This window comes from Halocynthiibacter sp. SDUM655004, from assembly GCF_026015885.1.
Classification (GTDB): Bacteria; Pseudomonadota; Alphaproteobacteria; order Rhodobacterales; family Rhodobacteraceae; genus Falsihalocynthiibacter; species Falsihalocynthiibacter halioticoli.
The window spans coordinates 1,068,079-1,080,913 of record NZ_JAPDUG010000001.1 but is presented as its reverse complement, the minus strand read 5'-3'; the positions used below and the strand labels follow the sequence as shown (position 1 = coordinate 1,080,913).

The following is a 12,835-nucleotide window of genomic DNA, read 5'->3' as shown; positions in this document are numbered from 1 at the left end:
ACCCCTTAAGGGTACACGGGTTTGCCTGCACTGTCTTTACCTTGGGTGAGGCATCGGCGCGAAACATGCGCGATAAGGATGGCGCGCGTCGCGTTTTGGCTAGAGACTGGGGTTGAGGCGCCCCTACCCCAGTTTTGCCTTCGCACGTTGCGCAAGCGATTGGTCTGCTTCGAACTGGCTCAAGAAAACCTCGCCGGACAAATCCGTGACAAAGCTCGACCTGTTTAGCCGATCCAGCACGGGGCCTTTGACCTCGCTCAGATGCAGCCTGATCCCCGCGTCCTTCAGGCGATGATCAATCTGTTCCAGACTCTCAAGTGCCGAAGCATCAATAAAGTTCACCGCTGAGCACATCAGCACGACGTCTCGGATTTCGGGGTCCATCGACACTGCGTCGTTGATTGTATCTTCGAGGAAGCGCGCGTTCGGGAAATACAAGCTTTCGTCCACTCGGATTGATAGCACACCTGGCGTTGTCTCGACGCTGTGGCGCTGGATGTTTCGATAATGCTCTGTCCCCGGTACGCGGCCAACAACTGCGAAATGCGGGCGCGATGTGCGCCAGAGAAACAAGACGAGCGAAGACAAAACGCCAACGGCAATGCCAACCTCAACGCCGAAGATCAACGTTCCGAATATTGTGCCGATCATCGCGGTGAAATCGGATTTTGAATAAGCCCATGTCTGTTTGATCCCCTGCAGATCAATCAACGACAGAACAGCAACAAGGATCGTCGCGGCAAGTGTGGCTTTTGGCAAGAAATACAACAGAGGGGTTAAGAAAACAGTTGCGAGCGCGATGCCAACAGCAGTGAAGGCTCCTGCCGCAGGTGTCCGCGCGCCAGCGTCGAAGTTCACAACCGAGCGAGAAAACCCGCCCGTCACAGGAAACCCGCCAGAAACCGCGGCCCCGATATTCGACGCGCCCAGCGCGATGAGTTCCTGATCAGGGTCGATGCGTTCCCGCCGTTTCGCGGCAAGGGTCTGTGCCACAGAGATTGTTTCGACATAGCCAACGACGCCGATAATCAGCGCGGGCAAAAACAGTGACCCCCAGAGATCGGCGTCAAACGGAGGGAGCTTTGGGGCGGGCAGTCCGCGCGGAACCTCGCCAACGATTGAAACGCCTGCGGTCTGAAGCTCAAGCAGCCAGACCGTTAAGGTGGTTACAATTACAGCCAAGACCGGCGCCGCTTTGGACAGGCTGTTTGCCAAGTTGGTCGAGAGGCCACGCCGCACGAGCAAAGGCGCGAGGCTGCGCCGCGACCAGACCAGAAAGCCGATGGCAGCTCCCCCAACAACTAAAGTTGCAATGTTGGTGGTCGATAGACCGGTCGCAAGCCCAGCGCCCAATTCTAAAAGCGTGTGCCCTTCGATATTAAAGCCAAGGATGTGTTTAAGTTGGCCGAATGCGATGATGATCGCGCTGGCCGTGATAAAGCCGGAAATTACAGGGTGGCTCAGGAAGTTGGAGAGAAACCCCATACGTGCAACCCCCATCGCGACCAATATCCCTCCTGATAACAATGCAAGGACAATCGCTGCGCCGATATATTCAGGGGTGCCGCGCGAAGTAAGCTCTCCTATCGCCGAAGCGGTCATCAAAGATGCCACGGCTACTGGGCCGACTGCCAATGTCATCGATGTTCCGAAGAATGTGTAGATCACTAAAGGCGCGATAGAGGCATAGAGGCCCACCTCCGGCGGCAATCCAGCAAGCAAAGCATAAGCCAGCGACTGCGGGATCAGCATGATCGTTACGATAATTGCAGCAGATGCATCCGCCGAAAAGGTCTCGCGGCTATAGGATGGCGCCCAGTTCAGGATAGGTAGATAACGCGACAGCATCGAAGACCTCAAATATCGTAAATTCGGTTTCACAATGACGGCGCAACTTGCGCCGCCTGTTTTGTTTACGTCTAGGCCTGTGCAGCCGACTGTTTGCTCTGGGCCAAAGACCATGCGTTTGCGGATCGCGCGCCGGAGCGACAATAGGCGAACACCTTAACATCAGGCTGCGCAGCTAGGCGATGGAGGCTATCAGCTTGAGCCGTAAACGCCTCTCCGGGTGTAATGGGCAGATAGTGGAAAGCAATGCCCAATGTCGCGGCGGCAGCTTGCAAGCCTTGTGAAGTTGGGCCCACGGGGAGTTCTGCATCCGGCCTGTTACAGATCACGTCAGTGAACCCGAGCGAGGCAAGGCGTTGTAGATCCCCTTCAGATATCTGCGCGCCGACAAAAACATTCGGTGCAAGTTGAGTCATTTCCATTTCGCACCTCATGATGTTGCAAACCGAATACGTTTGGCAGGAACGGCAAGTATCATTCCAAAGATCATCGCCCCAACAAAGAGCAGCCCTTCCCAACCACCGAACGACAGCGCCGCAAACGAAGGACCAGGACATAGACCAGCCAGCCCCCACCCTGCACCGAAGATCATCGAACCAATAGCAAGGTCTTTTGTAATCTTCTGATTTGGACGCGCCGGAAAAGTAGCCCCAGCGATTGGAGCTTTGCGTTTTTCAGCAATACGCCACGCAACCGCCATTGGAAGGATGGCACCACCAAGCACAAAGGCAAGCGTCGGATCCCAGTCTCCAAAGATATCGAGCCACCCCTGTACACGGCTGGTATCAACCATACCCGAGATCAGAAGCCCCAAACCGAACAGGGCGCCGCTGGTTAATGAAAACAGTCCACGCATCAGATCACTCCCAATAGATGTTTAAAGAGAAGGACGCTCACACCACCGGCAAAGAGGTAGAAGCCCGTCGCCGCGATGCCACGCAAAGACAACCGTGATATACCGCATACCCCATGGCCGCTGGTGCAGCCATTTGCCAAGCGCGCACCAAACCCAACAAGTAAACCCGCAGCGATAAGGATGACCGGATCAGAGGTAATGTTGGTTTGTGCATCAAGGTTCATCACCTTTACCGCGATCCAAGGGGCCGCAATCAAGCCGAAGACAAACAACGCTCGATCACGCCATTCGCTCAAGCCCGAGCCATCGACGAGACCGCCAATGATACCGCTCGCGCCCATAATCCGTCCGTTTCCAAGCAGGTAGATCGCACCGGCCAAGCCAATGACCAACCCGCCAACGAGTCCGTAAATATAACTTTGTTCAATCATGGGTTCAGAGCCTGTTTACTGGAACTTTGAAATAGACGGTGCCGTCGTCTTCGGCGGGCGGCATCTGACCGGCCCTCATATTCACCTGAAGCGATGGGATGATCAGCTTGGGCATGGCAAGCTCTGCGTCGCGGGTGTTGCGCATGGCGACGAACTCCTCTGCACCGCGCCCCTGCCCCACATGCTTGTTAAGCTCTTTTTGCGCGCCGATGGTGGTTTCCCATGCATATTCATCGCGCCCCGGTGCTTTGTAGTCATGCCCGACAAAGACTCGTGTCTCATCGGGAAGCGTAAAGAGTTTCTGAATCGACGCGTAGAGCGCCTCAGCAGATCCGCCAGGAAAATCGGCGCGCGCCGTACCGAAATCAGGCATGAAGAGCGTATCCCCAACGAAAGCCGCATCGCCAACTACGTAAGTTAGGCAAGCCGGTGTATGACCGGGCGTGTGCAAGACAGAGGCTTCGATAGTTCCAACTGTAAATGTATCGCCCTCTTCGAAAAGCTTGTCGAACTGGCTGCCGTCACGCTGGAACTCGGTACCCGCGTTAAAGACCTTACCGAAGGTATCTTGAACAACGGTGATTTTTTCCCCAATGCCGATTTTACCGCCCAGTTTTTCCTGAAGATATGGCGCGGCGCTAAGGTGATCCGCGTGCACGTGTGTTTCAAGGATCCAGTCAACGGTCAGGCCATTTTCCTGAACGAACTCGATAATCTCATCCGCAGAGCGAAAATCGGTGCGTCCAGATGAATAGTCGAAGTCCAAAACGGAATCGACAATCGCACAATGTTGGGTTGCTGGATCAATAACGACGAAAGACGCAGTGAAGGTCGTTTCGTCGAAAAAAGGTTTTACGTCTGGTTTCATGTCTATCTCCAATCGATCTGCATCCGATATATTAGGGATTTATAATATGTCAACGCCCGGACCTGAAAAATATTAAAGAAGTTGAATATTTCAGGTTTTGCCTTATGTAGAAACCCAAAGCGAAACGGAAATTGCGATATGTCCATACAGCTCGAAATAGATACGAACGCCCTTTCGACCTTCACCGATGGTGGATCAGACGCGCCTGACCAGGCCGCGAAGTTTCTGAAATCTATTGCGCATCGGGATCGGCTCAAAGTCCTCTGCGGCCTCTTGGAGGGAGAGCAATCTGTTGCCGCGATTGAGCAGAAGGTCGGCGCAAGCCAATCGGCGATTTCGCAACATCTTGGTAAACTCAAGGACGAAGGCATCGTGCAGGCGCGCCGCGAAGGGCGTCAAATCTTCTATTCAATCTCCGACCCGACAGTCTTGAGCGTAATTGAAATCCTCTATCTCAGGTTCTGTGCGGAAGAAGATCCGGCCGAAAGCGTTTGAGGTTCTAACGGTCCAAAATACCTCTGCACAGACCACCCCACATCACCGACATTCTGAGCGCCCCGCGACTCCGAGCAACTGACAGCTCGGAGCAAGCCTTAGCGACGACATCTCCCGCCTCGTCCTCGTATCCGAGGACGGTCCACCCTGTTCTCCTTAAGTAGAAAATATCTGGAATTCCGCGCGCAAGTGACAGCTGCAGGGCACTGCTCTTGATTGCGAAGCCAACCGCGAAGTCGGATATTTACGTTAAAAATCAATATAATATATCAAACAGCACGTCCGTTTCCGAAAAAAATTTGACATAAGTGTTAAAGTATTACTTAATGATTCCCGAATAGATTGTTATTCACTAGGGAGGACGAAATGAAACGAAGAACTTTACTATTGGCGAGCGCTGTTGCTCTGATGCCAGCGGCGGTTTTTGCGGCGGATTTGACTGTGGGTTTCTCGCAGATCGGGTCTGAATCCGGTTGGCGCGCTGCGGAAACATCGGTTGCAAAACTGGAGGCCGAGAAACGCGGCATCACGCTCAAGTTTGCTGATGCTCAGCAGAAGCAAGAGAACCAGATCAAAGCGATCCGCTCATTCATCGCACAGGGCGTTGACGGCATCTTTATCGCACCTGTTGTTGCAACAGGTTGGGATGAAGTGCTCGAAGAAGCAAAAGACGCCGACATTCCTGTACTGCTGCTTGACCGTAAGGTTGACGCATCAGACGATCTCTATCTGACCTCGGTCACATCCGACACCGTCTATGAAGGGAAAGTTGCCGGTGAGTGGCTGGCCGAAGCAGTTGGCGGCGCGGAGTGTAACATCGTTGAGCTTCAGGGCACGACAGGCTCCTCGCCCGCGATTGACCGTAAGAATGGTTTTGAACAGGGCATTGCAGGCAGCGACAACCTAAAAATCGTGCGTTCGCAAACGGGCGATTTCACACGAAGCCAAGGTAAAGTTGTGATGGAAAGCTTCCTCAAGGCTGAGGGCGGCGAAAACATCTGTGCGCTTTATGCTCACAACGACGACATGGCCGTTGGTGCGATCCAAGCGATCAAGGAAGCTGGCCTGAAACCGGGCGAAGACATCCTCGTTGTCGCGATTGACGCTGTGCCGGATGCGCACCTTGCCATTGCCAATGGCGAAATGAACGCAACGATTGAGCTGACGCCTAATATGGCTGGCCCTGCGTATGATGCGCTCGAAAAGTACCTCGCAGATGGCACAATGCCGCCGAAATGGATCCAGACAGAATCCCGTCTGTTCACCGCTTCGGACGACAATAACGCCATCTACGAAGAGAAAAAACAGCTTGGTTACTAAAGTTTCCTAATCAAGACACTCTCTCTGTTCTTGATTAAGTGCCCCCGTGTCTCATGATGTGGGGGCACACCCTATAGCCAAACAAACGAGATAGCTCCATGCCAGACCAGCCGACCCCAATGTTGCAAGCCCGTGGCGTCACGAAATACTTTCCGGGCACGATCGCGTTGGACGATGTCGATATCGACCTGTTTGGCGGAGAAGTTCACGCCCTGCTTGGCGAGAACGGCGCGGGGAAATCAACACTTATCAAATGCCTGACCGGCGCTTATCGGCGCGATGAGGGCACAATCACACTCGAAGGCGAACCCGTTTCGCCTGCTTCTACGGCCGAAAGCCTGTCTCTTGGGATTGGCACGGTCTATCAAGAAGTAAATCTGCTGCCGAACCTAACGGTTGCGGAAAACCTGTTTTTGGGGCGACAACCGACCCGCTTTGGCATGCTCTCGCGCAAGAAAATGGTAAACCTTGCCCGCAAGACACTGGCCGAGTTCGGGCTCGACATTGACCCCGCCGAACCGCTGACATCCTATTCTGTTGCCGTGCGACAGGTCGTGGCCATCGCGCGCGCTGCCGAAATGTCGGGCAAGGTCCTGATCCTTGATGAGCCCACCGCCTCGCTTGATCGAGAAGAGGTTCAACTCCTGTTTTCGGTTATCCGCAAGCTCCGTGATCGCGGGTTGGCCATTATTTTCATTACCCATTTCCTTGATCAGGTGTTTGAAATCTCTGATCGGGCAACCGTCTTGCGCAACGGCCAGAACGTCGGAATGCGCCGCTTGGCCGAAGTCACACAAAAAGACATCGTGACATTGATGCTTGGGCGCCAATTGGAAGAGCGAATTCACGTGCGAAGCGGCGGCACCGCCGGAGAGCTTCTCGTGAGCGCTGATACCCTCAGTAAGCGCGGGATGATTGAGCCGTTCTCGCTTGATATTCACAAGAGCGAAGTCGTGGGCCTTGCGGGGCTCCTTGGATCTGGCCGGACCGAAACCGCCAATCTCCTCTTTGGCGCGGTTCAGTCAGACCACGGCGACGTAAAAGTTAAGGGCAAGAAAATCCGCCTAAGTAACCCGCGTGATGCAATCTCTCACGGGTTTGCGCTCTGCCCCGAGGATCGAAAAACCGAAGGGATCGTCGGGGAGCTATCGGTCCGTGACAATATTATCCTCGCCCTTCAAGCCCGACAGGGCTGGAGCCGCCCGCTGTCTCGCTCAAAGATCAATGAGATCGCAGAGCATTATGTCGAGGCATTGGATATTCGCCTCGCTTCGCTTGATATGCCGATCCGTCTGCTTTCGGGCGGCAATCAGCAAAAAGCGCTTCTGGCGCGCTGGCTGGCGACGGATCCAGACTTCTTGATCCTTGATGAGCCGACGCGCGGCATTGATGTGGGCGCGCACTCCGAGATTATCTCGCTTATCGAAGACCTGCGCGACAAGGGCATGGCGCTCTTGGTTGCCTCCTCTGAAATGGAGGAGCTTGTCGCCTACTCGACACGCGTCATTGTGCTGAAAGATCGCGAGCAAGCCTGCGAACTGACCGGTGATGACATCACAACCGCGAATATCGTGCATGCAATTACCGACGAAACACTCGAAAGACCTTCAAATGCCCGGACCTAACAGCTCTGTTCTCAAGCGCATTCTGCCCCAGCTTGTTATTCTGGGCGTGGTGCTTCTCCTTAACTTTATTGTATTTCCCGATTTCTTTCGGATCGAGTTCAAGAACGGGCGCCTCTTCGGCAGCTTGATTGACGTACTCAACCGCGGAGCGCCAACCGCTCTCTTATGTGTCGGCATGACGCTGGTTATCGCGACGAAGGGGATCGACCTTTCCGTCGGTGCTGTGATGGCGATAGCGGGGGCAACGGCGGCATCTCTTGTGGTTGAAGGGCACGGCTGGTTTACCGCGCTGCTTGGCGCGCTCGCCGTTGGCGGCCTTTGCGGGCTGTGGAATGGGGTTCTTGTTGCGGTCATTCGCATCCAGCCGATTGTTGCTACGCTTGTTTTGATGGTCGCGGGCCGCGGCATTGCACAGCTTATTACCGAAGGCACGATCCTTACATTCAACAATGAAGGCCTCGTCCGCCTGGGTGCAGGGACAGTTGCCGGCATACCGACGCCCATTGTGATTTGGGTTGCTCTTGGCGCGCTTGCAACATTCGTCATCAGGCGCACAGCGCTTGGCCTGCTGATCGAAGCTATCGGAGTGAATGAAACATCTTCGCGGCTAACGGGCATCAACTCCCGCGTCATTCTGATCTGTGTTTACGTTATGTCTGGGCTTTGCGCGGCATTGGCAGGCGTTATCGTTGCCGCAGACATCAAAGGGGCCGATGCAAACAACGCCGGCCTCTGGCTTGAGCTTGACGCAATTCTTGCAGTTGTGATCGGCGGAAACTCATTGCTTGGCGGGCGGTTCTCAATCGTTGCCTCATTGCTAGGGGCTTTGATCATACAGTCGGTCAACTCCGTCATTCTACTGTCTGGCATGCCACCGGAGTTCAACCTCGTTATCAAGGCACTTCTGATCCTTGCTATTCTTGTGATCCAGTCTCCGAAAATCGGACACCTTGTCTATATGTTCCGCGCGGCTTCTGGCGGACGCAACATCGCCTCTCCTACGCGACCGGCAGCCTCGCCCCTCGTTCCAAACAAGGACAAATAACCATGATCCGCACCACGCATCTTCCGCTTCTGGTTACGCTTGGAACCTTTGTCATCGCCTTTGCGCTCTGTGCTTGGCAATATCCGGCGATCTTCTCAACCCGCGTTGCCGCGAACCTGCTAACGGACAACGCCTTTCTCGGCATCGCGGCCGTTGGCATGACCTTCGTGATCTTGTCTGGAGGCATCGATCTGTCGATCGGCTCGGTTATTGCGTTCACCGGCGTATTCCTTGCCGTGATCCTTAGGGACACAAACATTCACCCCCTCGCCGCTTTTGCGCTGGTTTTGGTGATCACAACTGCGTTTGGCGCGGCGATGGGTGCGGTCATTCACTACCTCGAGATGCCCGCGTTTATTGTCACACTTGCGGGGATGTTTCTGGCGCGCGGCGCGGCCTATGTCCTCTCAACTGACAGTGTGCCGATCACCCATGAGTTCTTCAGCACGCTTCAGGATATTTACTGGAAAGCCCCCTCCGGCGGACGTTTTCGCCTGATCGGTGGAGTGATGCTGCTGACGTTCATCATCGGTGCAATCGTCGCGCACCGCACAAAGTTCGGCCAAAACGTTTTTGCCATGGGCGGCGGCGCGGCCACGGCCCGCCTCATGGGGGTACCGCTGGCATCCACAACCATCCGTATTTACGCCATTTCCGGTGGCCTTGCCGGGTTATCAGGTATTGTCTTTTCGCTCTACACCTCGGCGGGATATTCACTGGCAACAGTTGGCGTTGAACTTGATGCAATCGCCGCAGTTGTTATCGGCGGAACACTCCTCACCGGCGGTTACGGTTTCGTTGCTGGTACCTTCTTCGGCATCCTGATAATGGGGTTGATACAGACCTACATTGTGTTTGACGGCTCCCTGTCGAGTTGGTGGACAAAGATTGTGATAGGTGGTCTACTTTTCGCGTTCATCCTGCTTCAGAAAGGGCTGACTTGGGCAACGAGAACCGGCAAAAGACAATCGACTGGCTTGGCAACGCCCTCGTGACTGTTGTGTCTCCTGGCGCACGTGATGCGCGCGCTTCAAACCACACAGATTTCGTTGTGGATGCCCTCGGGAAGGCCATCATTGCTGGGGAGTATCCGGCCAAAACGATGATCCCGCTCGATCCGGACCTGTGCGAGATGTTCAACGTGTCGCGCACCGTGATCCGCGAAGCCAAGAAAACGCTCATTGCAAAAGGTCTCATTCAATCCAAAGCCAAGGTCGGCACCCATGTGCGCCCGCCGAGCGAATGGAATATGTTCGATCACGATGTGCTGCGATGGCACACGGCTCTGAAGAATCCGGTGCAATTCCACGATGAGCTGTTTGAAATCCGCCTGTTCTTTGAACCCGCCGCCGCCGCAAAAGCCGCGCGAAGCGCGAACAATATCGACTGTGACAAACTGTTTGAACTCTGCGATGCCCTCGCCAATGCCGAAACCCGTGCCGAATTCGCAATTGCCGACTGTGAATTCCACAAACGCGTGCTTGGCCTCTCCGGCAACCGGTTTTTGCAATCTCTGGGCGATATCGTGCAAACCGCACTCTACTCGCTGTTCATGATCGAGAAGGATGAAACGTTCCTAAGCCTCCGCGAAGAAATTGCCCAAAACCACAGACGCGTGGCCGAAGCGATCTCCACCGGGGCGGCTCAAGAAGCCAAAGAAATAATGGAACATGTCATCACACAAGGCCAACTCAGGCTCCAAGCGCCGCGAAAATAATCAGACGCGCTCAGCAAGCGAAACTTGTCAGCAAAATCACGCAAAATCTTTACGGGCGTAAAGTTTTTTGTGGCAAAATTGAAATTTTGGCTTATCCTTCTAACACAGACAAAGAGAGGCCCAGCGGGCCCGCAAAGGATGGGCGATGAGTGAGTCAAAAATAAAGAACATGGAAGACTTCGCAGCCGTTAGCGGGATCTCCAGGCCGACAATATCCAAATACTTCAACGATCCGGACAGCGTGCGGAAATCAACCCGAGCGCGGATTGAAGCCGCTCTTGAGAAGCACGATTACAGGCCGAACATCTATGCGATCAACCAAAACCGCAGACAGACCAAAAACATCGGCCTTGTGGTGCCCAACCTGACCGACCCATTTTTTGCCGGCATCGCACGTACAATTGAAGGCATGATCGTAGAGGCTGGCTTTAACCCGCTTCTGCTAAGTTCGCACGCCGGACCGGAACAGGAGTTAGCCAATCTGGAGAGCTTGCGCGCAATCAAACCTGCCGGTGTGTTGTTGGCTCCTCTGGGCCGAGCTTCCGATCATGAACGGGTCGCAGAGTTTGCAGAAGAAGTCCCGACCGTTCTATTTGACGCCAATCTTGAAGGCGTTGGCGAGGCATTTTTCGGCTCTGACAATGATCAAAGCATTGAATTGATTGTTGAATACCTATGCCGAACCGGCGAGCCCCCCGCCTTTTTTGAAATGAAGAACCCGATTAACCCGAACGCCTATAAACGTCGGACCGCATATGTCGCGGCGATGGAGCGGTTAGATCAAGAACCCCACTTGATACAAACAGATGGCGAAGGATGGGACTTTGAAGAGATTGGGTTCAAAGGCGGAACAAGGTTGATCGAAAATCGTCTACTGCCGACAAACACGGTACTTTGCTCAAACGATCGACTGGCGATCGGCTTTCTGTCCGCTGCTTATGAAAACGGCCTGAGAGTGGGCTTGGGCGCAGGAAGCGCGCTTCGTGTTGCCGGACATGATAATCACCCCTTCTCTCAATACACCTGCCCTTCCCTCACGACCGTTTCTCAGGATTACGACTCAATTGGCGCGCGCAGCGTTGAGACGCTTCTTGCCCTAATCGAATCAGAAACCCGCGCGAAAGAAAGAGACGTCACGTTATTTGAAGGCCGACTCATCATGCGGGGGTCTGCCTAAGTTATTGATCTTGCATGCGCAAATATAAAACTTTACGCGCGTAAAAATAATATTTGACGCAACGGGACTTCTGAGGTTACGCTTTTGGTGCAACTTCTAGACACAGGGAGGATCGGATGTCCTATAGAAACGCGCTTGGTACAGTCAGTGCCTTAACTTTGATGGCCGGTGTGGCAAGTGCCGAAACCAGCCTCACTATCGCGATCGTTAACAACGGTCACATGATTAACATGCAGAAAGTCGCCGAGGCTTACACAGCCGAGACAGGCGTTGAGCTGAATTGGGTGTCGCTGGAGGAAGGTGTTCTTCGGGAGCAAGTGACCTCGGATACTGCCACTGGTGGCGGTCAGTATGACGTTATCAATATCGGCATGCAGGAAGCACCAATCTGGGGCGCTGCAGGCTGGATTGAGCCTCTGAACTTCGGCGATGAATACGATGTCGAAGACATTCTCCCTGCAATTCGTGCTGGCCTGAGCCACGACGGTCAGCTTTACGCTGCACCATTCTATGGCGAAAGCTCGATGGTGATGTACCGCAAAGACCTCACCGACGCAGCCGGCGTTACCATTGCTGACAACGACAGCTGGGAAAACGTAAAGGCCGCAGCCGCAGCCATTCACAACCCGGACGAAGGTGTTTACGGCGCATGTTTGCGCGGCAAGCCAGGTTGGGGTGACAACATGGCGTTCATCACAACTGTCGTGAACTCTTTTGGTGGTGCATGGTTTGACAAAGACTATCGCCCAACCATCGACAGCGACGAGTGGCGTGCGGCAATCAACTTCTACGTAGATCTGCTGGGCAACTATGGCCCTCCAGGCTCTGAAGGTAACTCGTTCAACGAGATCCTCGCGCTTTACAACGAAGGCAAGTGCGGCATGTGGATCGACGCGACAATCGCGGCATCGTTCCTCGAAGTGGACGGCGTTGCATACGCTCAATCGCCAAACGCCGGCAACCCGGTTGGAGCCAACTGGCTCTGGGCATGGGCAATGGCTATCCCTGCCGGTTCGCCAAATGCAGAAGCAGCGGCTGACTTCATCGAATGGGCAACGTCCAAAGAGTATGTTCAGGCCGTAGGCAACCATCCTGAATTTGGTTGGGGCTCCGTTCCAACTGGTCAGCGTGCTTCAACCTATGCTTTGCCTGAATTCCAAGCTGTTGCAGACTTTGCAAAAGCGGAAATGGCGGCAATTGAGAGCGCAGCTCCACAAGCCACAGATCTGAAGCCATACGTTGGCGTTCAGTTCGCGTCTATTCCGGAATTCCCTGAGGTCGGCTCTGCCGTAGCTCAGGAAATGGCTGCAGCACTGTCCGGTGCCAAGACCGTAGATGAGGCGCTTGAAGCCTCGCAAGCGGCCGCAGATGCTATCATGCAGGAGGCTGGATACTACTAGTCTCCACTCCCCTGGAGGGCCATATGCCCGTATGGCCCTCCACCCTTCGACGT

The 12,835-nt window shown here is 54.4% G+C and carries 13 protein-coding genes; 8 read left to right on the top strand and 5 right to left on the bottom strand.

The genetic code is table 11. The annotated features are described in order from the left end of the window. Window positions 1-123: 123 nt before the first annotated feature. The 5 genes from N9C89_RS05340 to N9C89_RS05320 all read right to left on the bottom strand — a co-directional run bounded on the left by N9C89_RS05340 (window position 124) and on the right by N9C89_RS05320 (window position 4,003). Entirely contained in the window at window positions 124-1,848 is a 1,725-nt protein-coding gene (locus N9C89_RS05340) for a SulP family inorganic anion transporter (protein ID WP_263952800.1), read from the bottom strand. A gap of 71 nt (window positions 1,849-1,919) precedes the next feature. Further along, a complete protein-coding gene (locus tag N9C89_RS05335) occupies window positions 1,920-2,270 on the bottom strand; it encodes a TIGR01244 family sulfur transferase (protein WP_263952799.1) in 351 nt (116 codons plus the stop codon). Between the two features lie 8 nt (window positions 2,271-2,278). After that, window positions 2,279-2,704, bottom strand: a complete 426-nt coding sequence (locus tag N9C89_RS05330) for a DUF6691 family protein (protein ID WP_263952798.1) — start codon at window positions 2,702-2,704, stop codon at window positions 2,279-2,281. Then, entirely contained in the window at window positions 2,704-3,132 is a 429-nt protein-coding gene (locus N9C89_RS05325; RefSeq protein WP_263953287.1) for a YeeE/YedE family protein, read from the bottom strand. Before N9C89_RS05325 ends, N9C89_RS05330 begins: the two co-directional genes overlap by 1 nt. A 7-nt stretch (window positions 3,133-3,139) precedes the next feature. Beyond that, the gene (locus N9C89_RS05320) at window positions 3,140-4,003 is read right to left on the bottom strand and encodes an MBL fold metallo-hydrolase (RefSeq protein ID WP_263952797.1); all 864 of its coding nucleotides are present in this window, start codon (window positions 4,001-4,003) and stop codon (window positions 3,140-3,142) included. A 138-nt stretch (window positions 4,004-4,141) separates the two neighbouring features. On the opposite strand from N9C89_RS05320, the gene N9C89_RS05315 reads away from it, so the two are divergent. The 8 genes from N9C89_RS05315 (at window position 4,142) to N9C89_RS05280 (ending at window position 12,782) form a co-directional block, all read left to right on the top strand. Continuing rightward, complete coding sequence (locus N9C89_RS05315) at window positions 4,142-4,498, top strand: ArsR/SmtB family transcription factor (RefSeq protein WP_263952796.1); 357 nt, start codon at window positions 4,142-4,144, stop codon at window positions 4,496-4,498. A 366-nt stretch (window positions 4,499-4,864) separates the two neighbouring features. Continuing rightward, complete coding sequence (ytfQ, locus tag N9C89_RS05310; RefSeq protein ID WP_263952795.1) at window positions 4,865-5,818, top strand: galactofuranose ABC transporter, galactofuranose-binding protein YtfQ; 954 nt, start codon at window positions 4,865-4,867, stop codon at window positions 5,816-5,818. Between the two features lie 98 nt (window positions 5,819-5,916). Beyond that, window positions 5,917-7,443 (top strand): sugar ABC transporter ATP-binding protein, encoded by a 1,527-nt coding sequence (locus N9C89_RS05305; RefSeq protein WP_263952794.1) that lies wholly within the window; start codon window positions 5,917-5,919, stop codon window positions 7,441-7,443. Further along, window positions 7,430-8,488: an ABC transporter permease gene (locus N9C89_RS05300; RefSeq protein WP_263952793.1), complete on the top strand. Its 1,059-nt coding sequence runs from the start codon at window positions 7,430-7,432 to the stop codon at window positions 8,486-8,488. The genes N9C89_RS05305 and N9C89_RS05300 overlap by 14 nt, the downstream gene beginning before the upstream one ends. A gap of 2 nt (window positions 8,489-8,490) precedes the next feature. Next, window positions 8,491-9,483, top strand: coding sequence for a galactofuranose ABC transporter, permease protein YjfF (gene yjfF, locus N9C89_RS05295; protein WP_263952792.1), 993 nt, complete (start codon window positions 8,491-8,493; stop codon window positions 9,481-9,483). Next, the gene (locus tag N9C89_RS05290; protein ID WP_263952791.1) at window positions 9,429-10,205 is read left to right on the top strand and encodes a FadR/GntR family transcriptional regulator; all 777 of its coding nucleotides are present in this window, start codon (window positions 9,429-9,431) and stop codon (window positions 10,203-10,205) included. The genes yjfF and N9C89_RS05290 overlap by 55 nt, the downstream gene beginning before the upstream one ends. Before the next feature lie 145 nt (window positions 10,206-10,350). Continuing rightward, window positions 10,351-11,382, top strand: coding sequence for a LacI family DNA-binding transcriptional regulator (locus N9C89_RS05285; protein ID WP_263952790.1), 1,032 nt, complete (start codon window positions 10,351-10,353; stop codon window positions 11,380-11,382). A gap of 116 nt (window positions 11,383-11,498) precedes the next feature. Further along, the gene (locus tag N9C89_RS05280) at window positions 11,499-12,782 is read left to right on the top strand and encodes an ABC transporter substrate-binding protein (RefSeq protein ID WP_394358473.1); all 1,284 of its coding nucleotides are present in this window, start codon (window positions 11,499-11,501) and stop codon (window positions 12,780-12,782) included. Window positions 12,783-12,835: the final 53 nt, after the last annotated feature.

What these genes read in the sequence shown, in the direction of transcription:
- N9C89_RS05340 (WP_263952800.1), bottom strand. Translation starts at nt 1,848, where the DNA reads ATGCTGTCGCGTTATCTACCTATCCTGAACTGGGCGCCATCCTATAGC.
- N9C89_RS05335 (WP_263952799.1), bottom strand. Translation starts at nt 2,270, where the DNA reads ATGGAAATGACTCAACTTGCACCGAATGTTTTTGTCGGCGCGCAGATA.
- N9C89_RS05330 (WP_263952798.1), bottom strand. Translation starts at nt 2,704, where the DNA reads ATGCGTGGACTGTTTTCATTAACCAGCGGCGCCCTGTTCGGTTTGGGG.
- N9C89_RS05320 (WP_263952797.1), bottom strand. Translation starts at nt 4,003, where the DNA reads ATGAAACCAGACGTAAAACCTTTTTTCGACGAAACGACCTTCACTGCG.
- N9C89_RS05315 (WP_263952796.1), top strand. Translation starts at nt 4,142, where the DNA reads ATGTCCATACAGCTCGAAATAGATACGAACGCCCTTTCGACCTTCACC.
- ytfQ (WP_263952795.1), top strand. Translation starts at nt 4,865, where the DNA reads ATGAAACGAAGAACTTTACTATTGGCGAGCGCTGTTGCTCTGATGCCA.
- N9C89_RS05305 (WP_263952794.1), top strand. Translation starts at nt 5,917, where the DNA reads ATGCCAGACCAGCCGACCCCAATGTTGCAAGCCCGTGGCGTCACGAAA.
- N9C89_RS05300 (WP_263952793.1), top strand. Translation starts at nt 7,430, where the DNA reads ATGCCCGGACCTAACAGCTCTGTTCTCAAGCGCATTCTGCCCCAGCTT.
- yjfF (WP_263952792.1), top strand. Translation starts at nt 8,491, where the DNA reads ATGATCCGCACCACGCATCTTCCGCTTCTGGTTACGCTTGGAACCTTT.
- N9C89_RS05285 (WP_263952790.1), top strand. Translation starts at nt 10,351, where the DNA reads ATGAGTGAGTCAAAAATAAAGAACATGGAAGACTTCGCAGCCGTTAGC.
- N9C89_RS05280 (WP_394358473.1), top strand. Translation starts at nt 11,499, where the DNA reads ATGTCCTATAGAAACGCGCTTGGTACAGTCAGTGCCTTAACTTTGATG.